General features: G+C 44.2%; 21 protein-coding genes. 9 read left to right on the forward strand and 12 right to left on the reverse strand.

Annotation, left to right across the window (positions count from 1 at the left end):
* Positions 1-661 precede the first annotated feature (661 nt).
* From FFM77_RS11020 to FFM77_RS11030, 3 genes are all read left to right on the forward strand, one after another.
* Positions 662-1825, forward strand: coding sequence for a VanZ family protein (locus tag FFM77_RS11020; RefSeq protein ID WP_137635817.1), 1164 nt, complete (start codon positions 662-664; stop codon positions 1823-1825).
* Positions 1826-1893: 68 nt separating this feature from the next.
* Positions 1894-2802 (forward strand): magnesium transporter CorA family protein, encoded by a 909-nt coding sequence (locus FFM77_RS11025; protein ID WP_137635818.1) that lies wholly within the window; start codon positions 1894-1896, stop codon positions 2800-2802.
* A 22-nt stretch (positions 2803-2824) separates the two neighbouring features.
* Complete coding sequence (locus FFM77_RS11030; protein ID WP_137635819.1) at positions 2825-3172, forward strand: DUF1801 domain-containing protein; 348 nt, start codon at positions 2825-2827, stop codon at positions 3170-3172.
* A gap of 188 nt (positions 3173-3360) precedes the next feature.
* Here the strand turns inward: FFM77_RS11030 and FFM77_RS11035 are convergent, their stop codons facing one another.
* A complete protein-coding gene (locus tag FFM77_RS11035) occupies positions 3361-4422 on the reverse strand; it encodes an aspartate-semialdehyde dehydrogenase (protein WP_137635820.1) in 1062 nt (353 codons plus the stop codon).
* Positions 4423-4983: 561 nt separating this feature from the next.
* Here FFM77_RS11035 and FFM77_RS11040 point away from each other — a divergent pair.
* Complete coding sequence (locus tag FFM77_RS11040) at positions 4984-5241, forward strand: hypothetical protein (RefSeq protein WP_137635821.1); 258 nt, start codon at positions 4984-4986, stop codon at positions 5239-5241.
* A 146-nt stretch (positions 5242-5387) separates the two neighbouring features.
* On the opposite strand, the gene FFM77_RS11045 is transcribed toward FFM77_RS11040, so the two are convergent.
* Together FFM77_RS11045 and FFM77_RS11050 are read right to left on the reverse strand one after the other, a co-directional pair.
* Complete coding sequence (locus tag FFM77_RS11045; RefSeq protein WP_137635822.1) at positions 5388-5609, reverse strand: hypothetical protein; 222 nt, start codon at positions 5607-5609, stop codon at positions 5388-5390.
* A complete protein-coding gene (locus FFM77_RS11050; RefSeq protein ID WP_137635823.1) occupies positions 5602-6237 on the reverse strand; it encodes a TMEM175 family protein in 636 nt (211 codons plus the stop codon). Before FFM77_RS11050 ends, FFM77_RS11045 begins: the two co-directional genes overlap by 8 nt.
* Before the next feature lie 161 nt (positions 6238-6398).
* On the opposite strand from FFM77_RS11050, the gene FFM77_RS11055 reads away from it, so the two are divergent.
* Positions 6399-9137, forward strand: coding sequence for an MMPL family transporter (locus tag FFM77_RS11055; protein WP_171001612.1), 2739 nt, complete (start codon positions 6399-6401; stop codon positions 9135-9137).
* 91 nt (positions 9138-9228) lie between these two features.
* Here the strand turns inward: FFM77_RS11055 and FFM77_RS11060 are convergent, their stop codons facing one another.
* Entirely contained in the window at positions 9229-9612 is a 384-nt protein-coding gene (locus tag FFM77_RS11060) for a type II toxin-antitoxin system HicB family antitoxin (protein WP_137635825.1), read from the reverse strand.
* Position 9613: 1 nt separating this feature from the next.
* Entirely contained in the window at positions 9614-9811 is a 198-nt protein-coding gene (locus tag FFM77_RS11065) for a type II toxin-antitoxin system HicA family toxin (RefSeq protein ID WP_223876826.1), read from the reverse strand.
* Positions 9812-10004: 193 nt separating this feature from the next.
* Here FFM77_RS11065 and FFM77_RS11070 point away from each other — a divergent pair, with 193 nt between their 5' ends.
* The gene (locus tag FFM77_RS11070) at positions 10005-10340 is read left to right on the forward strand and encodes a winged helix-turn-helix transcriptional regulator (RefSeq protein ID WP_137635827.1); all 336 of its coding nucleotides are present in this window, start codon (positions 10005-10007) and stop codon (positions 10338-10340) included.
* A 445-nt stretch (positions 10341-10785) separates the two neighbouring features.
* On the opposite strand, the gene FFM77_RS11075 is transcribed toward FFM77_RS11070, so the two are convergent.
* From FFM77_RS11075 to FFM77_RS11085, 3 genes are all read right to left on the reverse strand, one after another.
* Positions 10786-11352, reverse strand: a complete 567-nt coding sequence (locus FFM77_RS11075) for a hypothetical protein (protein ID WP_137635828.1) — start codon at positions 11350-11352, stop codon at positions 10786-10788.
* A 133-nt stretch (positions 11353-11485) separates the two neighbouring features.
* The gene (locus tag FFM77_RS11080; protein ID WP_137635829.1) at positions 11486-12598 is read right to left on the reverse strand and encodes an NADH-dependent flavin oxidoreductase; all 1113 of its coding nucleotides are present in this window, start codon (positions 12596-12598) and stop codon (positions 11486-11488) included.
* A 94-nt stretch (positions 12599-12692) separates the two neighbouring features.
* On the reverse strand, positions 12693-13130 hold the full coding sequence (locus FFM77_RS11085; RefSeq protein ID WP_137635830.1) for a GNAT family N-acetyltransferase: 438 nt from the start codon (positions 13128-13130) through the stop codon (positions 12693-12695).
* 482 nt (positions 13131-13612) lie between these two features.
* Here FFM77_RS11085 and FFM77_RS11090 point away from each other — a divergent pair, with 482 nt between their 5' ends.
* Positions 13613-15763, forward strand: a complete 2151-nt coding sequence (locus FFM77_RS11090; protein WP_137635831.1) for an LTA synthase family protein — start codon at positions 13613-13615, stop codon at positions 15761-15763.
* Between the two features lie 500 nt (positions 15764-16263).
* Entirely contained in the window at positions 16264-16767 is a 504-nt protein-coding gene (locus tag FFM77_RS11095) for a hypothetical protein (RefSeq protein WP_137635832.1), read from the forward strand.
* 61 nt (positions 16768-16828) lie between these two features.
* Here the strand turns inward: FFM77_RS11095 and FFM77_RS11100 are convergent, their stop codons facing one another.
* Positions 16829-17836 carry an NAD(P)/FAD-dependent oxidoreductase gene (locus FFM77_RS11100; RefSeq protein WP_137635833.1) on the reverse strand — a complete coding sequence of 336 codons (1008 nt, stop codon included), beginning with the start codon at positions 17834-17836 and terminating at the stop codon, positions 16829-16831.
* Between the two features lie 553 nt (positions 17837-18389).
* Between FFM77_RS11100 and FFM77_RS11105 the strand changes: the two genes are divergently transcribed.
* A complete protein-coding gene (locus FFM77_RS11105; protein ID WP_137635834.1) occupies positions 18390-19160 on the forward strand; it encodes an alpha/beta hydrolase in 771 nt (256 codons plus the stop codon).
* On the opposite strand, the gene FFM77_RS11110 is transcribed toward FFM77_RS11105, so the two are convergent.
* From FFM77_RS11110 to FFM77_RS11120, 3 genes are all read right to left on the reverse strand, one after another.
* Positions 19145-19534, reverse strand: coding sequence for a type II toxin-antitoxin system HicB family antitoxin (locus FFM77_RS11110; protein WP_137635835.1), 390 nt, complete (start codon positions 19532-19534; stop codon positions 19145-19147). The two genes, FFM77_RS11105 and FFM77_RS11110, sit on opposite strands and share 16 nt — an antisense overlap.
* 14 nt (positions 19535-19548) lie before the next feature.
* Positions 19549-19746, reverse strand: a complete 198-nt coding sequence (locus FFM77_RS11115) for a type II toxin-antitoxin system HicA family toxin (RefSeq protein WP_137635836.1) — start codon at positions 19744-19746, stop codon at positions 19549-19551.
* Between the two features lie 145 nt (positions 19747-19891).
* On the reverse strand, positions 19892-20923 hold the full coding sequence (locus FFM77_RS11120; RefSeq protein ID WP_137635837.1) for a PrsW family intramembrane metalloprotease: 1032 nt from the start codon (positions 20921-20923) through the stop codon (positions 19892-19894).
* Positions 20924-21005 lie beyond the last annotated feature (82 nt).

Raw genomic sequence — 21005 nt, forward strand, 5'->3', positions numbered from 1 at the left:
CTGATTTTTGCTCCTAACCGTTGACCAAAATGCAGCCGCACGCTTCAACTGTACTGGTTATCCTGAAACGTGATGAATCTCCTTTAATCACTAGTTAAAACTTCTTTAAACTTACCTTAATTTCAAATCAGGCCGCTTCCATGTTCTAACAACCGACCCAAAATACGTTTGATGCTAGTTAAACTTGCCGCCTGCCGGTTGGTTGCTAAAACGCTGGAACGCTATGGGTCATTTTGAAGCCAAAGCCCGTTCTTCAAAACCGACCTTGGCCTAAGCCCAACGATACGGCTGAGCATTTTAGCAACCAACCTCCCGGCTAAACTGGCAGCTTGAACTGCTTATAACTGATCACCTGATTAACGTCGGGCGGGCCAGCATTGGCTCAGTGGTGTCGTTTGACTTAGTTGAGTGGTCTGCTCAGCTTAGTCAAAGCCCGGCTTATGAGACCGCTCTTCGGCTCATAACCGCGGCCACCACGTTCCAGCCGATGCTGGCCCAACCAGAGTGGCAACTTAACCCAACTAGCACTAAACGTCCTTAAAACTGATTAATGACTAACTTTTTACTAATTTTATTATGTAAATTGAAAATTCTATTAATTTCCGCCCGCAGCCACTGCTTCTACAGTACAATAGGAGCAGCTTATTTCAGGGGGAGTCCCATGCAGAATCTAATCACAAAACTTTATCAATTGGCTCAAACCAGTCATATTGTCAGCACGCTACTGGAACCGGCCCATATCATTATTTTGGCCCTACCATTTTTAACGTTGTTTATCGCGCTCATTATTCTAGCCATTCAATTACGCACCCAACAAACGTTGAGTGAACGCCGAATCGTTAGTACTTATACCTTTATCTGGTACTTAGCCGCAGCTTACTTACTCATTATCTTACCGTTGCCAACCCGCAGTTCCGTTGCAACGATGACTGGCGCTGAATATAACTTACAGCCGTTCTTCTTTGTCAGTCAGCTCAGGCTTTTGACCGGTTTTCAACTCAGCAATCCGGCAACGTGGCTGGCCACCTTTAAAACGTCGACTTTCTTTCAGCCCTTCTTCAATGTGCTCTTATTGATGCCCTTTGGTGCTTACTTAAAAGCCCGCCATCATTGGCCTTTATGGTTGATTACTTTAGCGAGTCTAGCACTATCGCTTTTCTTTGAAACGACTCAACTCACTGGCTTATATGGCTATTATAGTCGGGCTTATCGCATGTTTGATGTTGACGACTTAATCACGAATACATTTGGCGGCTGGTTAGGAGCGGTTGGCTTAACATTATTGCCACAAAAGTGGTGGACCACTGATCACTCCAAGCAGTTACAGCATACCAATCACCCCATCAACTGGCGGCGAATCACGGCTTTACTCATTGACTGGGGCTTAATTGCCGGCTTCGACACTATCTACTTCGTCTTAGTTAAACATTTTAATTGGCCCTTGCCACACGACTTTCGCTGGCTCTACTTGGCCAATATTTTGCTTTTCTTCTGGTTACCCGCACGACTATGGCAAGGCAAAACAATTGGGGGTTGGTTGACCAACAGTCGTATCGTGAGCGTCGGCGGTCAAGTGGCAACTGGCTGGCAGTTGTTGATTCATTACGGTGGCCTCTATCTAGTCAGTCTACCGCTACTCTTCTTAGATTTATGGTTCTTCAATAAGCTAGGCAATGTTCCCAGCCCGGAACTCAATCGTTGGGATATTTCACTCGTCGTGGTGTCCTTGACCCTGTTAGTGATTAGTTATGACTTACTCCTAACGTTCTTTAGCCGCGACCATCAGCTCTGGTGCGAGCGCCTCAGTAAAACCACCGTCAAGTAAAAACCGCTTTACGTTGGTTAGCCTGCCATGTTAAATTTAGAGTAACTAAAAATCTGGAAGTTAAAAAAATGATAAAAGTACAAGCATTAAGCGACGACTTTCGCTGGGTCGCCGTTAACAATTATACGGATAATGATTACCACCAACTCATCACTGAAGAACATGTCACCGACGAGATGCTTGGTTATGCCACCGACCGCCATGAACGGGGGCGCTTGGAATACGATGCCAAAAGCGCCATCACGACGATTATTTTTGATGTGGTCACTCAAAATGGTGATGAAGGCACTTATACCGCGCAAGTCAGCTTTATGTTGGTTGAACATACTTTGTTGACCTTTACGACTGATCAGACGGACTTTGTCGAAGACCTGCTTGCCGACGTCATTGACGCTGATTGGGAAAAGGTCCAACGCCCAATTGATTACATTTTCGATGTACTTTACAAGCTATCGCGTCAATACTTTCAAGCCATCAATGCGATTAACCGTGACCGGCAAAATATTCAGTCGAAGATGCGTAAACAGATTCAACGCTCTGTTATCTTACAATTAATGGAATTAGAAACCACCTTGGTCTACTTTTTGACCTCGCTTAAGACTAATAACGACATGTTGCAATCATTAAAACGGTTTGCGCCAATTAAATTATCGACCGCCCAAAAAGAACGCCTCGATGACATTATTGTTGAAGCGCAACAAGGGTTGGAAATGGCCAACATCGCTTCTGATATTATTGGCCGCGTGTCAAATGCCTATTCCAATATCTTGGATAACAGCCTGAACAACACGATGTGGCTGCTAACCATCTTTTCAATCGTTCTGACCATGCCTAATATTGTCTTTGGCTTTTTCGGTCAAAACGTTGATCTCCCATTCATGAAGAATCCGTTTGGCTGGGAAATTACCGTCGTCATTGCCATTGGACTGTGTGCCTTGACCGTCTGGCTCTTACGTCGCAATTCATTTCGTAAATAACCCTATGAAAGAAGTCTTATAAATGCCAAGTCGAGTCCCCGTAAAAGATACTGCTGAATATATCAGCAAAGCTGCTCCAATCGCACAGCCTTATTTACAACAGTTACAACAACTCGTTGAAACTGGCTTGCCGAATGCAACTGCTAAAATCAAATGGAATCTTCCTTTCTTTGAACTCGGTAAACAGTACGTTGGCATTGCGGCTTATAAGGCCCATGTCAGTTTGAGCCTTTCAGCAAATTTGACCCCAGAACTTTTAGCAACTGCTAAAGCTGCGGGCTATGCCACTGGTCAGAAACGATTGAATATTGATTTTGATCAGGAAGTACCGGTTGAACTGGTGAAGGCTATTTTAAAGTTAGTTGGATAATAAAAGGGTCTGTAAATTCGGTTGAATTTACAGACCCTTTTTTGTTTTTATACTCAATTAGCCGAAACGTGTTCGGGCCAACTGCCCCCTCCGCTTGCTACGCCAGTTAATCGCACGGGAAAAACCACCCGTACCATTAACTAGCTAGGCAATGCTCAGGGACAACCCGTTGGCCCTCACACTCTGGTTTATTGCATGTGCAACAAGCCTAACTTGTCCAAGTGTTCAGCGATTTGAACTGAGTTCCACGCTGCACCCTTTAACATGTTGTCAGAAACATCCCACATCTGGAAGGCTTGTGGCGTTTCTTGGTCAGGACGAATCCGACCAACAAACGTATCCCGTGAGCCTTCTGCTTCGTGGGCTTGTGGATAGATTTGGTTGTCAGGATCATCTTGTAAAACGATCCCAGGTGCCGCAGCTAAAGCATCTTGAATGCCCTTAACCGTCGCTTTAGGATCTTCGACTTCGAAGTATACTGATTCAGAGTGACTGACTGGCACTGGAATCCGAACACAGGTCGCTGTTACTTTGATATCCTTACTGTCCATGTCACCATCACACATGATCTTCTTGGTTTCATGAATCATCTTCCATTCTTCATGCGTATAGCCGTCTTCTTCAAAGACGTCGATTTGTGGTAACGCATTAAAAGCAATTGGATAATGCTTCTTGTCGCCAGAGACTGGTAAGATATGAGCTTCCATTTCTTTACCGTCCAAGTAAGCTTGGGTTTCGTCTCGTAATTCCTTTAAGGCCCGGTTACCGGCACCACTAACGGCTTGATACGTTGACACGATTACCCGCTTCAACCCGAAGGCTTTACGGATTGGTTCCAACGCAACAACCATTTGAATGGTTGAGCAGTTCGGGTTGGCGATAATCCCATGATGTTGGTAAAGTGCAGATTCGTTGACTTCAGGAACCACTAATGGAATCTTAGGATCCATCCGGAACGCACTCGTATTATCAACGACCACCGCGTCACGTTTTACGGCTTCTGGGGCGAATTTTTTGGAAACAGAACCCCCAGCTGAGAATAAGGCCAAATCAATACCTTCAAATGATTCTGGAACCGTTTCTTCAACGGTTAGATCTTGACCATTAAACTTAAGCTGTTTTCCTGCTGACCGACTTGATGCCAATAGTTTAACTGAATTAACTGGTAAACTCGTTTGTTCCACCATTTTGATCATCCGCGCACCAACTGCGCCAGTAGCACCGACAATCGCGACGTTATATCCACTCACAATGAAGACCTCGCTTTGATAGTTATTGAAACTTTATTATAGCACAATTTTAATTATTAGAAACTAATGAGTTTATATTTGTTGGCTTGTTACCTTAGCTTGTCCCTATGTCAGACACAAGTTAGATTAAACTTATCAATTAGTGCCAACCCTCAGCTAAAGATACTCATACGGTTACACTTGGTACTAGTTGGTTTAACTTGTCACTCTGATTGGGCCAGCATCGGCTGAAACGTGGTAGCCGCGTTTTCGAACACCTCAACTTTGACTTCAAAATGGCCATGGCGTTCCAGCGTTTTAGGAACCAACCGGCAGGCGGCAATCTCAACTAGCACCAAGCGTAAGGTTTGACAAGTTAATCAATTGACCTTATTATCATCAATATTTTTAACCTTATGTGGTTATTTAGAATCATTTTCAACTGTCAAAAATGCAATAAAAAGCCGATATCATTGAAAAGACGGTATTAGTAAGTAGAAAATATCAACAAATTAGTTTAACCGTTTCACTTTATTTGCTTATTGATGTCAAAGGGTGCAAAATATTGGTTGAGGTGAGAAAATGCCAACCAAAAAACGATCGACGCGGGTTAAGCTGTTCGCGAATGTTAATCACGTCTTGGATACTTTGGAAATGAATTCTGCTAATCTAGTTTCAGAATATTATCATCAAGTGGCAACCACCGGCCTGGTTCCACACGGGTTTAAAGCGGCGCAACCAACATCCACAGATGAGACATCGGAAGCGCCCCAACAAATGACAATGATGAACACCATCGATGACTTAGACGCGCTTTACGCGAACTTAGATAAATGTTAGAACTAACCTTTTAAGAATCCGGTAACGGGTTCTTTTTTTACCAAAAGCCCGCCTGTCGCTAAAAAACGACAGACGGGCTTTTGCGATTGGTAATCACTGAAAAACGCTGGGCGAGCCAGCGTGGCAAGAAACACTAACCAATTCAGCTAGTGGCGTTGCTTCAAGAAATGATCAAACTGTTCATTAATAACTGCCAAAATTTTAGGGTCATGTAAATCCCCTAATTGTGGTTGATCACCGCCAGTGACATCACTGACAACCTGTAAGTAGCCAAATAACACTTGGCTTGGATCTAAATGATACTGCTGTCCTAAACTCACTGCCAAATCATAGCGGTCAGGACCTAGTAAAGTTGAATAATCAGTCATGAGTGACTGCTCCTTTCGAACGTGCCATTTGCTTACTCATTCGTAAATAGGCAAAAAAGTGGAAGATAATCCCTGCAGCCAGCAAGACCGCTCCGAGCCAGACGGACCACAATGTCGTCAAAATCGCCAAACCATAAATCGTCACACTCCGAACAGGGTCAAACTTAATCGCTGCATAGAAATCATTCGACATGGCGTGACTTTTGAGCTCTTGATGATGATGCAAATAAGCATACATAAAATAGAACGTCGCTGAAATAAACAGCGCGACTAAATCATAGACAATAAATGCCGTTTGCATATCCGCGCGATTACCGCTTGTTAACGCATCGGCAACCAACGACATCGGATAATCTAACAATGTGATACTAAAAAGCATCAGTAGATTCAGTATGTTAACATTCCGATCAATGCGCTCCAGCATACTGAAATAATCATGATGAAATAACCACAATGTTCCGACGTAAAAGTATGAAAATGCATAAGACAAAAACAAAGGCCATTGCGCCAGTAACGCCGGTAACAAGCGACCGGGCTGGTAATCTGGAATATGAAACTCCAAGACTAAAATAGTAATTAAAATCGCAAAAATACCATCGCTAAATGCCTGAAAGCGATCTGTTTTCATTAATTCTGCCTCCCGCAATCCAATTAGAATATCATAATTTTATTTTGAATGCTGACATTTGCTTTTTCAAGCGGTTACAACTTCAATTGTCATGTTAGCGTCCGGCTTTCTATGGTAGACTTATGGTAACGAAATCAAAAGATGAGGGGCGTCACATCCACATGAAGAAATTTCTCAAACCGAAATTTTTGTTCCTGGTATTCTGGATTGTCGTGGTCTTTGTCGGTATTGCAGCTTTGCCTAATGTGCAATCGCTGATCGACAGTCACCAAACGGCTACGAATAACCAAAGTACCACGACCAAATTGACGAAGATTCAAAAAAATTGGGGACGCGGGTTAGACCATACCGATCAACTAGTCTTGGTCTTTAATAACCAGCGGACTAAGTTACTGTCCAGTCAACAAACTAAAATTGACAAGACTTTAACGCAGATCAATAAGAAAGCCAAGTATTATGGCATCAAGCAACTCCGGACGATACATACTTCGACCAATGATCAGCAATTATTAACGTCCAGTGACGGCTCGACCGAACTTGCCGTTGTTTCTGTCGACAAGCAACAATCTGAGTTAAAAGTTGTCGCCAAACAGTTAAATGATGCAATGACCGTTAGCGGCCTAGAGACTTATGTCACCAGTCCTGATCTAATTGCGGCTCAGCGCCAACAAGCACAATTAAATCACACAATCACGATTCTGATTATTGGTGCTGTCTGTGCCCTCTTACTACTGGGCATTATTTTCCGTTCGGTACTCATTCCGTTGGTTAACTTATTAATCCAAACAATTGCCCTAATCACTACGACCAGTATTGCAGCGAATGCCGTCGACTTCTGGAAATTGCCATTTGCTGGTAATAGTGTGCTCATTATTGGCATTGTCGTCTTAGTTTTGAGTACCGTTTTGACTTGGTCATACATGAGCGACTATTTGGCTACAGCTGCTGAGAACAAAGATCATGAAGCTGATGCTCAAGCGACACTCGCTTTACAATTTAAAAAGTGGTTAGTTGTCTTAATTAGTTTGGCCTTAATGGCTATTGGCCTGAGCTTTGCCCAACTTCCAGCCGTTGCCTCAAGTTGGATTATCGCTTTGGCCGTTATTTTGACTACCTTGGCCGTGCCAACCTTGAACTACACGTTTGCTGCCTTATTGGGTCATGGGATTCGCTGGCCTGGTAATCGATCATGGGGCCATCGTCCCAAGAACCTCTGGCAGCAATTTGGCTTGCTCAGCAGTTGGAAACCCATGCTTGGTTGGCTAATTGCCATCATCTTATTGGTTCCTGGCCTCTGGTTTGCCCGTGCCCAATTCTCATATGACAACCTGACACCTGACTTATTAGCTACGACGACAAATGCGGAAGACGGTAACCAAGTTATCGCTGCGCATTTTGGTGCCGGGGCTGCAACACCCGTGGTGATTAACATCACGGCTGATCATAACTTAACGACGCAAAATAATTTACAAGTTTTAGATACGTTAACCACTAAGCTACAACACGTCAAAGGCGTTAAATCCGTTGTTTCCGTGACACAACCAACCGGTAAAAAGGTAGCGCAATATTACGTTGGCAACCAATTAACTGCCATTACAACGAGTTTAGCGGCTAATCAGAAACAATTAGCCAAAGTTCAAAAGCACCTAAAAGCGAACCAAGAAACCATTGCTAGCGCTCAAGTTGGCAAACAGCTCAAGAGCTTGAAGAAGTTACGTAAACAACTCAACAAGCTTTCAACCTACAACGACCGTATCTCCACGCAATTAGTGAACACGGAGATGGCCGCGGGCAACGTAAGTGGTAAAAATAAGCGTAGTCGTGCTGCATTACGTGAACTCAATCGTGAATTGAACAAAGCTGATTCATTAGTGGCTTCGATTACCGATTTAACGAATACCGTTCAAATGAATCAAGACAGCGTCATCTCAATGTATGATGATACCAATACCAAGTTAAAGTCCGTTAAGAAGAAACTTGCTAAGACCGCTAAGACGATTGGAACAGTTAATAGTTCAATTAACAGTACTAGTACCTACCTAGCTAGCTTGAAAGCCAGTGAAGTTGGTAAAGCCTTCTTTATTCCGGCCGATGCTTATAATAGTGACTTATTCCGTAATAGTCTGACGACTAACACTGGTAAAACGGGCAAGGTCACTCAGTTAATCGTCACCTTTAAACAAGCGCCAACTAGCACCAGCAGTTTCCATGCGTTGACCGCCGTTAAACAAGCCACCAAAGCTAACTTGTTAGCGACACCACTTGCCCAAGCTAATGTCGTTTATAGCGGTGAGACGGTCACGCAAAGTCAAGTTCGTCAGAATTTTATTTCTAACTACTTGAAGTGGGGTCTGTTAGCCTTCGTGCTGATTGCCATTTGCCTCTGGTTGAGCTTACGATCAATCGTGCTCAGTGAATACTTGGTCGTTGGCCTAGCCATTATGATTGCCTCCAGCTGGGGCTTAACCCGCTTAGGTTATTCCACCTTTGCACAACTGGGTAACTTACCATGGTTAACCTTGATTTGGGGAAGCATCTTACTCACCTTGCACTGGCTGCTAATCAGTACGGTCACCGTGAACCGCAAAGACTGGCTACATCGGTTTGAATTAGCCGACTTAAAGCAACACTTTGCATTAAGCGGTCGCTTGATTCTGCCAGTGAGTCTGTTCGAGTTAGTCTTCTACTTGCCAATGTTAGGCATGCCAGAGCAACTCTTCCAGTCAACTGGTGTCATGTTAGTGATTGGGATTATTTTAAGTAATCTCGTCACCCCACTAATTCTCCCAGGCTTGATTGCTTGGACGGTTAATCCGCCTAAGATCAGTTTTAAAAACTGGGGATCTTGGATTAAACAGCGTGTGACGCGCCAACCAAAATCCAATTCAGAAACTAAATAACACTAAAAGCCGCGTACCCATTGCTGATTGGGTGCGCGGCTTTTTAGTGATCTCTAAATGATTAGTGCTGCTAATATTTCGAGCTCAAAATCTAAGCATGTAATTGGGTACGTAACGCCTTAGTCAAGACTTCACTGAAATTTAACCCTTGTTTGCGTGCTAAAACTTCTAAGTCAGCCGGAATAGTGACATTCTTTCTAACGGTTGGTCTGGTGATTTTTCGCCGAGCTTCATCCATGTCGACCGTTATCATCACTAAATATTGATTAGCCTTAAGCTGGACATCTGCCACAGCAGATGGTTTGGGCCGAGATTCACCATACAAAGCCAAGGCTAAGGCATCAGTGGCCATCAAAGTTGCTTCAACGTCATTATCGCCAAAGGTATGCACAGCCGGGACATCTGGAAAACTGACCATTATCACACCATCAGTTGGCTCAAAAATTGCGGGATAAATTGCTAAATCATGTTTCATCCTAAAATCCTCCTCGATTAGTTGGTTTGATACCAGCAGTCTTCAAAATTGATTGTAAAATTCCCTTAGGAACTTCACGTCGATGGATTGGCACAATAATAATCGTTGTCGCATTCTTAAATTTAGCATGCGATCCATTTTGACTCACAACTTTAAAACCATGCTTTTCTAGCAGTCTGATTAACGCTCGCGTTTTCATTGGCATGCTTCCACTCCGATACTCATATTATACGCATTTATACGCATTAAGCTAATAAATAGTCGTACAAGTTTAGTGACGTCAAACAGTCTGCAATCAAACGATTTTGTTCGTTAGCTTACCTTGAAAGCGTCCGGCACCCCATGATTAATCAGCTATCTGCTAAGCTTTAATCAAAAAGGAAGCGACTGCCATGAATACGTTAACCATGCAAACTCGTCATTCGTCCCAAACACCGACTGCTGACTTACGCGACTTATTAACCGACCACACTAAAACGGCCATTTTAACGGCACTAACAACACCAAAATATTACGAAGACCTATTAACCCAGCTTAGTCCAATCACTAGGCCTAGCCTAACCTTGGCTCTACAAACTTTAACTCGAACGCAACTCATCACCAGTCAGTTAGAACAACCTGATACCGTCACCAAAGTACGCTACCAATTAACGCCATTTGCCCAAACATTGCTCACAACCTGGCAAGAATGGCAACAACGCTATACGATGGCGCAATTAAAAAGCTAAGCGACCAATCAACAAAAAACGATTCAGAAATTTGATTAAAAATTCCTGAATCGTTTTTTATATGATACGCTTAGTATTAATTAAAATTGGTGCCTACCGGTTGGCTTCTAAAATGCCATGGAATACTTTAAGTCTGGCCTTTAAACCTGACCTTAACCTAAGTCCCAAAAAAGCCCACTCGAATTTAGACCAATAACATGGCTAAAGCTATTCATTACAATGCATTAACGTTAATCTATAAAATACCAATTAATTAACGGCGGGCGGCCCAAAATTGGCTCAGTGGTGTCGTTTATCTTAGTCGTGATTTTGCGACTTAGATAAAGCCCGGCTTGTGAGACCGCTCTCCGGCTCACAAACGCGGCCACCACGTTCTAGCCGATTCTGGGCCAACCAGAGTGGCTATCTAATCCAACTAACACTATACGTATATTAGACACTATTTTTAATGTCGGTTCCGAGCGCCTAATGTCGTCATCTGCGCTGCATACGGTGTTGAGACCGACCACTTGGCAATTTCTGCCGCGGTCACCTGCTGCCAATTGAAATCAGCCGGTAACCGTTTTAAGTGCAACGGGTCCGTGACCGGAACGTCAAAACTTGCTAACCAAGTCAACAAGACCGGAATAACTGTCAAATCATCATTCAATAGCTGATACGTGCCACTGGTCGTCGTTAAGTTTAAGTTAACTGTCAACCGATCCTCCAACCGGATGCCATTGCCGAAACCATGCGTGGTTGACCGATAAATTCCCAATTGAGCGGCCGTAATCATCGTTGGCCCCAGTGACCGGAAAGTGTGACCATGTTCATCAGCTAACGTTATCCGTCCCGACGTAATCGTTAATAAACCCACCGCATATGGATTATAACCCATCGCCTTTTCCAACCAACCATGCTTTGGTTTTAAATGCGGATAACGCTTTTGTTCAATCTCGATATCCATAAAGGTTAATTGCCGATCGATATTACCGGCAATATCAGTGACCGTCACTGGTGCTGCAGCTACCATATTAAAATCCCCTAAGTTACGACGCTTTCTCTCTTACTTTCAGCATACCACTTACGCTAGACAACATACCGTCCAGAAACAAATAAAGCCCCAAAAACGAGCCAAAAATTTTCAGACTCGCCATAAACTTGATTTAAATATTAGGTGTTGAGTGGTAGCGAGCATCTAAGAAAGTCGCTAATGGCTGACTGAATTGGTGCCGTTGCTGTTCAAACAACGCCTTAAAATCGCCCGTCACAATTTGATTATCTTGATGCGTCACTAACTTAGTCGCCCAATCAGGGTCAAACAATAATTGTTCGCCCACTGCTACTAGATCGGTATGCTTTAAAACTTGCTTAACGTCATGCCGATTGCGGACACTGCCCACCCCAACTAACGGAATTTGACCACCAATTGCAGCTTGAACATACGCCAAGATGGATTTAGCTTGATAACCATCAGTCCGGGCGACGCGGTCATAATGATTAAGTGAAATATGAATATAATCCAACTTTGTCTTGGCCAATTTCTGCAATAACCACAACGTGTCTTCGAACTGAATTCCCGGCGTTTCAAACTCTTCTGGTGAGATGCGGTAACCAACCAGAAATGGCCGGTCAGCATACGTTTCAACTGCCGCAAAAACACACTTTAGTAGTTCTTTAATGAACCGTGCCCGATTGTCACGACTACCACCCCATTGGTCATCACGCCGATTAGAATGGGGTGAAAAGAATTGTTGAATCAGATATGTGTTGGCACCATGCAATTCAATCCCATCAAAACCAGCCTGAATGGCCCGGCGAGTTGCGTCACCGAAAGCCTGGATGGTTGCCAGAATTTCAGCATTAGTCATGGCACGTGGTATCTCAGCATCCGGGCGCAAGGCTGGCACGGCACTAGCTGACACAATTTGTTCACCACCCAAAGTAGCTCGGTGGGTCATTCGCCCAGCATGGACCACTTGTAAGATGGCTTTGGCCCCAGCCCCTTGAATCGCTGTCGCTAAGTCGTGTAGCCGTGGTAGCATCGCATCATCGGCAACACTTAACTCACCCGGCCAACCTTTACCACCAGCTTGCACATTAGCTGCCCCAGTAATCACAGCCCCCACCCCATGGGCGCGACGGGTATAGTAAGCAATTTCGTCCTGGGTGACTTCGCCGTCAAAGAAGCTTTGGCGAGTCGTCATCGGCGACATCATCAATCGATTTTTCAAAGTAATCCCAGAATTAAATGTGAACGAAGTCGTTAGTTCAGTCATACAAAACGTCCTTTCCAATTTAAGTTCATCTATTTAAACTATACACGTTAAGTTGCCTTTTTTTAATTTTTAAGTTCGAATACTGAACAACAATTTAGTTTAAAACTAACACCATTTCTTGATGTTGTAAGCCCGCTTCCATAAACCGGTCACCAACTGGTTGAAACCCCAATTGACTGTAAAAGCTCTGGGCGGTCACTTGCGCCCCCAAAACTAATTGGCGATAGCCTTGTTGCTGAGCGTCTTGAATCATCCGCTTAATAATTGCTTGGGCGTAACCATGCCCACGAGCTGACTTGAGGGTTGCCACCCGTTGAATATGTAACTGTTGTCCTGCTTCCGGCGTCATCCGGGCAGTCGCCACTGCAGCAGCCGTATCATCATATAGCACATAGTGCCAAGTCGCTGAAGTCACGGTATCCAACTCATCGGCTGGATCAATATGTTGTTCATCAATAAATACTGCCCGACGAATCATAATGGCATCGGCATAGACGACTGAATCCGTCTGATTACTTGTCTTAATTTCCATTTCAAGTTCCTACCTTGTTTTTTATTGTTGGTGCCAAACTCAAAAGTTCAAAAATAATAAGTCTCGAATAATAACCAGTCTAATACAAGTTATCTCCTAATCCCACCTAAAATAAACGATTTAAATTAACCCTATCAGCTAGCATCAATTAGCCCATTCATTCAGTACTCCAAAACTTTAACGCCAAGCGGGCCAGAATCGGCTCAGTGGTATCGTTTACCTTAGTCGTGGACTTGCGACTTAGATAAAGCCCAGTTTTCGAGACTACTCTTCGGCTCGAAAACGGGACCAACACGTTCCCACCAATTCTGGTCAAACCAAAGTGGCAATATTTAGTACAGCTATCTCAACCACGTGCAAACTGAGCCATCGCTTGCTCTAAACAAAATGTTAAGCATTACGCCACTAGAGATATGTTAAAATGACATGATGACTGCTTTTTGAGTCATATCCAAATATGCTACAAATGAGGTCTTTTAACTATGTTTAAGCAACTCCGCCAACACCTAAACACGCGGATGGGGTTCTTTTGGCTACTGATTATTTTTTTCTGGGCCAAAACATTACTAGCGTACTTGACCGAATTCTCCTTGGGAGTTTCCGATATTTTACAAGTCCTGCTAATGATTGTGAACCCGATCGCCATTACGGTGTTCTTATTTGGTTTAGCTCTTTTCATTCGCAAAACCGGGTTCTATTATTATATTCTGCTACTGATTGACGCGTTGGATACCGTCCTCTTGTATGCCAACGTCATTTATTATCGCGAGTTTACGGATTTTATGACCGTCAGCACCATCACTGGCTATTCCAAAGTCAGTCAAGGGCTAACGGGATCGTCACTCGCGTTAGTCAATTGGTATGATTGGCTCTACTGGATCGATATCATCGCCATGCTAGTCCTATTCATTTTCCACCGCATCAAACATGACGACCAACCCATTCGCAAACGCCAGGCCTTTGCCACCATCTCAGTCGCCATCGCCGGCTTTGGATTGAACTTGACGTTGGCTGAAGCTAACCGACCACAATTGTTGACCCGGACTTTTGACAATAACTATATCGTCAAATACCTAGGTCTTGATGCGTTTACGGTCTACGATGGCATTAAAGATGAACAGACCCATCATCAACGTGCGAGTGCTAAGAAGTCAGAACTAGATACGGTCCACGACTTTACTAAGTCCCATTACGCGGCCCCTAATAGCAGTATGTATGGGATTGCGAAAGGTAAAAACGTCATTGTGATTCATTTAGAAAGTTTCCAACAATTTCTAATTGACAAAAAGATTAATGGTAAGGAAGTCACCCCGTTCTTGAATAAGCTGTATCATAGTCAATCGACCTATGCGTTTAAGAACTTCTTCCATCAAGTCGGTCAGGGTAAGACCAGTGATGCCGAAAACATGCTCGAAACTAGCACGTACGGCTTACCAACCGGCTCACTCTTCGCCCAGCTAGGGTCTGATAACACGTTCCAAGCGGCCCCAGCGATTCTTAAGCAGCGCCGCAATTATACTAGTGCGGTATTCCATGGGAATGTCGCCAGCTTTTGGAATCGGAATAACACGTATAAGAGTATGGGCTATCAATACTTCTTTGATGCCAGCTACTTTGATACAACCGGCGATAAATCAACCGGCTATGGCTTAAAAGATAAGTTGTTATTCAAGAACTCGATTCAATATTTACAACGGCTGCAACAGCCCTTCTACGTGAAGTACATCACCGTTACCAACCACTTTCCGTACACGATGGACAAAGAAGATACCACCTTTAAGACGACTGATACGAGTGATTCGGCCATCAACGGCTACTTCCAAACGGCGCATTATTTGGATCAATCGATCAAGGAATTCTACGCTTACTTGCAGAAATCAGGCTTACTTAAGCATTCCATGATTGTCCTATATGGTGATCATTACGGTTTATCTAATGGTGAAAACACCACACTGGCGCCTTTACTTGGAAAGACCGCTAAAGATTGGACGGCGTATGATAATGCCCAACTTCAACGGGTGCCGTTCATGGTCAATATGCCAGGAACTAAAGGCGGCAAAGTTGAGTCGACGTATGGCGGCGAGATTGACGTTTTACCAACGATCATGCACTTACTCGGCATCTCTAGCAAACGCTATATCCAGTTTGGGACCGACTTGTTCTCGAAGCAACATGACCAAGTCGTCGCTTTCCGGAATCGCGATTTCGTCACACCGAAATACACCGTCTTAAGCGGCAAAGTTTACGACAATACGACCGGCGAACAACTTGATGCCACCGAGGCCGTTCAAAAAGCCGTCGATAAGGATCAAAAAAAGGTTAGCAAAGAACTCAGCCTTTCTGACTCCTTAAATTCGAAGAACTTGTTACGCTTTTACACACCAAAAGGCTTTAAGAAAGTTGATGCCTCGACATATAACTATGCCGAGGGTTTGCAAAAAGAAATCAAGATTGAAACAGCTTTGAAGAAATCAGCAACCAGTCTGTATGCTGAAAATGGCCATAAATCCACCACTTCACTGTACAAGACCGATGCACCCGAAGCCTCACACAAGAAGACTGATTCGACCCGGATTCAAATTACCAACCCGGATGACATGTCAGCAACATCTAGCAGTAATTCAAAGAAATAAGTTCGCAAGAGCCATTAACCGCTACTGGTTAATGGCTCTTTTTATCTATTGTGTACGCTCGGTGCTAATTGACTTAAATTGTCACTCTGGTTGGACCAAAATCGGCTGGAACGTGGTGGCCACGTTTTCGAGCCAAAGTACGGTCTCGAAAGCCGGGCTTTATCTAAGCCGGAAAGTCACCGACCAAGATAAACGACACCACTGAGCCGATTCTGGCCCGCCCGGCGTTAATTAACGGAAATTAATGAGGCTCTATTGTCGACCACAAATTTAGCCGAGAGGTTGGTTTCTAAAAATGCTCAGCCGTGTCGTTGGCCTTAGTGTAAGTGGTCTGCTCAGACTTAGGCCAAGGCCAATTTTGAAGACCGCACTTTGGCTTCAAAATGGCCCATGGCGTTCCAGCGTTTTAAAAACCAACCGGCAGGCGGAAACTTCAACTAGCATCAAGCGTATTGTGTTACCACCCACACTCCGTTACACTAGCTTCAGGGGGGATATTCATGCAACGACTGATTAAAACACTACTAGTTCTTAATGACGGCAATTTTGGACCCGTCACTGAACAACAGCAACAAGTTCGCAGTCAACAAGCAACCGGCTTATTTAACCTGTCGCAATTCCTAATATTACTGATCCTTTTGCTTAGCTTGGTGACCGATATGCGGCCAGGTCATCATTTTGGTCTGGTTACGGTATGTTTACTCATGGCCGTCTTCATTCCAGCATTGCTTTCTGACCATCAGAATCGGGTAAATGGCCTTAATCAACCGTTTAAAGTTACCACTGAAGCCGCCTATCGCGCTTGGAAACATCAAGCATTAGTGAAAAGCGTGTATCGCTTCGGCATCGCCACCATCATGGTAGTTGTAATATTTAGCCTCAATGCCATCACCCTTGAAGATTGGAGCTGGGGTGGCACGATTGGGGCCGCAATTGGCGGTAGTCTTGGGACTTGGTTCTATTATCGACGCCTTGTTAGCCATATTATTTTACAAAAATCATAATTTAAAAAGCGATTGCTGAAACGGAGCCTAACTGGCCGGTTTCAACAATCGCTTTATTTTTTTACTTTTGATGCGCGCGTTTTTCAAATAACGTCGTACTGTGTAATGGACTGCGTCGTTCGGGATACAAGGTCATCATTAATTGATTGACCGCGTTCGGTGCTTCACCGAAGCCACTGGCAATCAAGCCTAGTTTACCCGGATACGTAACCGCATCACCAATGGCCGCCACACCTGCAACATTAGTATTCATTTCCGTATTCACATCAATCAGATAGTGATCCATCGTTGGTGCCACTTGCCAAGCCTCAATCGCCTTATGATCAGCAATAAAGCCATAGTTGACAATCAAGTCATCTACCGCGACATGTTCTTCAGCGTCACCGCGGACTTCCTTCATCATTAGATCCAACTGGCCATTTGCTAATTGTTGCATTTCTTTAATTAAGAACGGTGTCTTAATAACCACACTAGAAGCCTTCAGCAGGTCAACACTATGTTCCATGCCACGGAATTGGTTCCGCCGATGCATGATATAGACTTTTTTAGCCACTGGTTCGAGCATTAAAGCCATGTCGATTGCGGAATCCCCACCACCGGCCACTAAGACCGTTTTATCTTTAAAGGTCGCTAGACTCGGAATATGATAGAACAATTGTTGACCTTCAAACTGATCCGCATTTTCAACGGCTAAGCGGCGCGGTTCAAACGCCCCAGTCCCAGTCGCCACAATAATCGCTTTACTATGCGATACCGTGCCATCAGTCGTCGTAATGGTAAAATCACCCATTTGACCAGTCACATCCGCAACCGGACTTTTGGTATGAACATCAATTGGAAATTCAGCCAGTTGTTTGGCCAACTGAGCTACCAAATCGCGACCTTTAATCGCTGGATAACCAGCCACATCGTGAATCATCTTTTCGGGATATAAGGCTTGGACTTGTCCCCCTAATTCTGGCAAACTCTCCAACAATTGGACGTGGGCATTCCGCATCCCGGCATAAAAGGCAGCGAACATCCCCACGGGACCGCCGCCGATAATCGTTAAATCATATTCTGAACTCATTCGGCAACCAACTTTCTCAATTATTACGATACTGACCTCATTTTAGTGGATTACCATGGCATTTGCAAAACCATTTGCACGCGTTTCATTTATAATGGAACTATGTTTAGTGTTAGTTGAACTTGCCGCCTACCGGTTGGTTCCTAAAACGCTGGAACGCCATGGGCCATTTTGAAGCCAAAGTGCTGTCTTCAAAACTAGCCTTGGCCTAAGTCCGAGCAAACCACTCGTACTAAGACCAACGACATGACTGAGCATTTTAGGAACCAACGGCTCGGCTAAATTTATGGTCGATAATAAATAATCATTGATTCCTGTTAATCAACGCCGGGCGGGCCAGAATCGGCTCAGTGGTGTCGTTTATCTTGGTCGGTGACTTTCCGACTTAGATAAAGCCCGGCTTTTGAGACCGCACTTTGGCTCGAAAACGTGGCCACCACGTTCCAGCCGATTCTGGCCCAACCAGAGTGGCAATTTAAGCCAACTAGCACTAAGCGTAATGAAACTACTTGGACAAACTTTACTTCATTTTAGTTAAAGGGAAGTGCTTTGCATGCGTCGATCTCGATTAATCACCATTATGGCTACGGTTAGTATCGGCCTAGTTGTGGGCCTAGGTGCTTACTGGCAACACCGGTTAGCGCCACTAAAAACATTAAAGATTCAGCAGACCAACACACCAACGATCTTCGTTGCTGGCGACTATGCCCGCGCCTTTTCTACCAATGGGTTCGTCCATCGGCTCAGTGCGACGCATTTAATGACCAAAGCTTTAGTCATTAACGTCGCTAAGAATGGTCACGTCGCCGTCCAACAATTCGCACCACTACGGCACAATCCGACTATCCAAGTGGTCTTCAAAGATAATCATCACCCCCAACGACAAGCACACCAACTGGTAACGGTCATGCAAGTCCTCCACGACCGTTACCACGTCACCGACTACAATGCAGTCGGTCATTCATCCGGTGGTAATATTATTTTTGATTACTTAATTGCGCGACCCCAGCACCAACCACGCATCCATAAATTTGTTACGATTGCCTCAACTTACCCTCATGTGACCACCCAGCAATTGGCCAAATTACCCAAACATCTGGCAATTCTTAACCTTGCTGGCCAGATCTGGCAAACTAAGGGCGATGGTGAAGTCAATCTAAAAGCCGTGTTGGCCTTCAGCACAACGCTGACCCAACACGGCTTTCAACCGGTGACTAAAATTATTCATGGTAGTCCCTTAACGGCACAACATTCGATGCTGCATATTAATCCGCAAGTCGACTACTTATTGGTAAAATTTCTGTATGGTTATAACCCAAGTTGAGCTTTAATGGCATCCGTTGCAACCTGAGAAACATTAATTCTATTTTCTCTTGCTAAATCACTAATATATTTTGGCATACTAATATTGCGTCGGACCGTTTTAGCCTTTTCTGCTAGATACTGTTGCATATCAACGGCAATAAACATGACACGCTCATTGTCATTTAACTTCCAGTCAGCAGGGTCTTGAACCTCAGGATAATGACCTTCTTCCAAAATAGTCGCAATGGCATCTTCTGCTTGAACGGCTAACTCATTAAGTGTGTCTCCCTGTGTGACCATCCCAGGTAAATTGGGAGAACTGGCAACATAATAATGTCCGTCTTCATCATTAAACTCCTCGGCAACAATCGGATAAACGACCTTTTTTTTCATTCTTTTCAGTCCTTTCACTTAGCTGGCAAACTAATTTGCTTAAGGATTCTCATTTCAGTTCCCTTTTTTAGTTCTTTTGAGTGAAATGGAATTTCAGTAGTTCGACCATCAGGATGACGATAAAATCGATGACCACCACGTCCTAGTTCTGGTACATATTTAAAACCGGCTTTTAACACTAAACGTTCGAGTTTCCGTGGCTTCATTGTCATTAGCTAACTTCTCCTTTATATTATACACACTTATACACAACTTAAAAGTATTTAAAACCACGTATAAGTGTGTTCTTTATCTAGATACGCTAACTAAAACAATCATAATTAAAAAAGACCGGGGCTTCTCCCAGTCTTAAGTAAATTACGGTAATGGCAAAAAGATATGTTCTTCGCTCGGAATTCCGGCTTGACGCAGAGTCCGTACTTCTCGTAACCCAGCTTCGATCAAGACAAAAATTACGACCCAACCGAGAACGATCAAAATCAGTTGATGAATATAAAAGATATCCAGCCAAGCTAATGGCGCGCGCCAATCCCATAAGGCATGCAAGGCTACCGCCATAAAATAGAACCGCATAAACTTAGGCCGTAACACTGTTTGTGTGGTCAATGGCCGGTAATCGTCCTTAGCAAAGACAACCGCCGCCCCGACCATCGCTGACCAAATGGTATGAGTCCCAATCGCTTGCCAGGATCGAATCATTAATACGACTAAGCCATAATCCATCCCATAACCAGACGTTTCAAAGGCCGCGAATCCCGCCCCAATTGCCGCGCCTATCAACATGCCATTAAACACATAGTTCAGTTGTAGGTGGTTGATAAAAATCGCAATAATTAGTAACTTACCGGTCTCTTCAATCAACCCAATTAAAACGGCCGACCATAAATCGGTCCCATTCGACGTTGGAATCAACGAATATAACAGCATCGTCGCCACCATCGACGCGACACCGCCAATCAGAAAGACTTCCACCACTCGCCAAATCGACACGTTTTTAAATACGTTGATTTCAAAGAAATAGACCACCAACGCCAGTGGCACGATCAACGAGCCCATCACTAGCAATCCCGGTAAGACCCGTTCATTCTTAAACGCATAAAATAATAACAATAATAGCCCAAACGTCACCATTAAGATGACCAGCACCCGTGAAAATAGCCATGGCTTAACCGGCGCATCGGACACTTCCGCTAACGGTGGCGTCGTCACTTTGGTGCCCGCTGAAAAGACCTCATCAGCATCATCTTGGCTATGCCGGTCAAATACTTCTGAAAACATCCGTAACGGGTGAATCTCCACCGCCTTGGCTTCCCCCGTCCATTCATTAATCTCTTTCGTCGTATCATCTAAAAGATGGTTACGATGTTTTGGTGACTGCGTGGTTCCCATCACCGCATCCCTCCTTGCTTCAATCACACTTAAAAGTTAGCCTTCTAAGCATACCGTTTTCGAGGATTAAGTACAAATCCTT

This window comes from Lactiplantibacillus songbeiensis (genome assembly GCF_005405125.1).
Classification (GTDB): Bacteria; Bacillota; Bacilli; order Lactobacillales; family Lactobacillaceae; genus Lactiplantibacillus; species Lactiplantibacillus songbeiensis.

Excerpts from the sequence above, each read along its gene's own strand:
- FFM77_RS11070 (WP_137635827.1), top strand. The coding sequence starts at position 10,005 with ATGAATACGTTAACCATGCAAACTCGTCATTCGTCCCAAACACCGACT.
- FFM77_RS11030 (WP_137635819.1), top strand. The coding sequence starts at position 2,825 with ATGCCAAGTCGAGTCCCCGTAAAAGATACTGCTGAATATATCAGCAAA.
- FFM77_RS11095 (WP_137635832.1), top strand. The coding sequence starts at position 16,264 with ATGCAACGACTGATTAAAACACTACTAGTTCTTAATGACGGCAATTTT.
- FFM77_RS11025 (WP_137635818.1), top strand. The coding sequence starts at position 1,894 with ATGATAAAAGTACAAGCATTAAGCGACGACTTTCGCTGGGTCGCCGTT.
- FFM77_RS11045 (WP_137635822.1), bottom strand. The coding sequence starts at position 5,609 with ATGACTGATTATTCAACTTTACTAGGTCCTGACCGCTATGATTTGGCA.
- FFM77_RS11110 (WP_137635835.1), bottom strand. The coding sequence starts at position 19,534 with ATGAAAAAAAAGGTCGTTTATCCGATTGTTGCCGAGGAGTTTAATGAT.
- FFM77_RS11085 (WP_137635830.1), bottom strand. The coding sequence starts at position 13,130 with ATGGAAATTAAGACAAGTAATCAGACGGATTCAGTCGTCTATGCCGAT.
- FFM77_RS11055 (WP_171001612.1), top strand. The coding sequence starts at position 6,399 with ATGAAGAAATTTCTCAAACCGAAATTTTTGTTCCTGGTATTCTGGATT.
- FFM77_RS11065 (WP_223876826.1), bottom strand. The coding sequence starts at position 9,811 with ATGAAAACGCGAGCGTTAATCAGACTGCTAGAAAAGCATGGTTTTAAA.
- FFM77_RS11020 (WP_137635817.1), top strand. The coding sequence starts at position 662 with ATGCAGAATCTAATCACAAAACTTTATCAATTGGCTCAAACCAGTCAT.
- FFM77_RS11050 (WP_137635823.1), bottom strand. The coding sequence starts at position 6,237 with ATGAAAACAGATCGCTTTCAGGCATTTAGCGATGGTATTTTTGCGATT.
- FFM77_RS11040 (WP_137635821.1), top strand. The coding sequence starts at position 4,984 with ATGCCAACCAAAAAACGATCGACGCGGGTTAAGCTGTTCGCGAATGTT.
- FFM77_RS11115 (WP_137635836.1), bottom strand. The coding sequence starts at position 19,746 with ATGACAATGAAGCCACGGAAACTCGAACGTTTAGTGTTAAAAGCCGGT.
- FFM77_RS11105 (WP_137635834.1), top strand. The coding sequence starts at position 18,390 with ATGCGTCGATCTCGATTAATCACCATTATGGCTACGGTTAGTATCGGC.
- FFM77_RS11060 (WP_137635825.1), bottom strand. The coding sequence starts at position 9,612 with ATGAAACATGATTTAGCAATTTATCCCGCAATTTTTGAGCCAACTGAT.
- FFM77_RS11120 (WP_137635837.1), bottom strand. The coding sequence starts at position 20,923 with ATGGGAACCACGCAGTCACCAAAACATCGTAACCATCTTTTAGATGAT.
- FFM77_RS11080 (WP_137635829.1), bottom strand. The coding sequence starts at position 12,598 with ATGACTGAACTAACGACTTCGTTCACATTTAATTCTGGGATTACTTTG.
- FFM77_RS11075 (WP_137635828.1), bottom strand. The coding sequence starts at position 11,352 with ATGGTAGCTGCAGCACCAGTGACGGTCACTGATATTGCCGGTAATATC.
- FFM77_RS11100 (WP_137635833.1), bottom strand. The coding sequence starts at position 17,836 with ATGAGTTCAGAATATGATTTAACGATTATCGGCGGCGGTCCCGTGGGG.
- FFM77_RS11090 (WP_137635831.1), top strand. The coding sequence starts at position 13,613 with ATGTTTAAGCAACTCCGCCAACACCTAAACACGCGGATGGGGTTCTTT.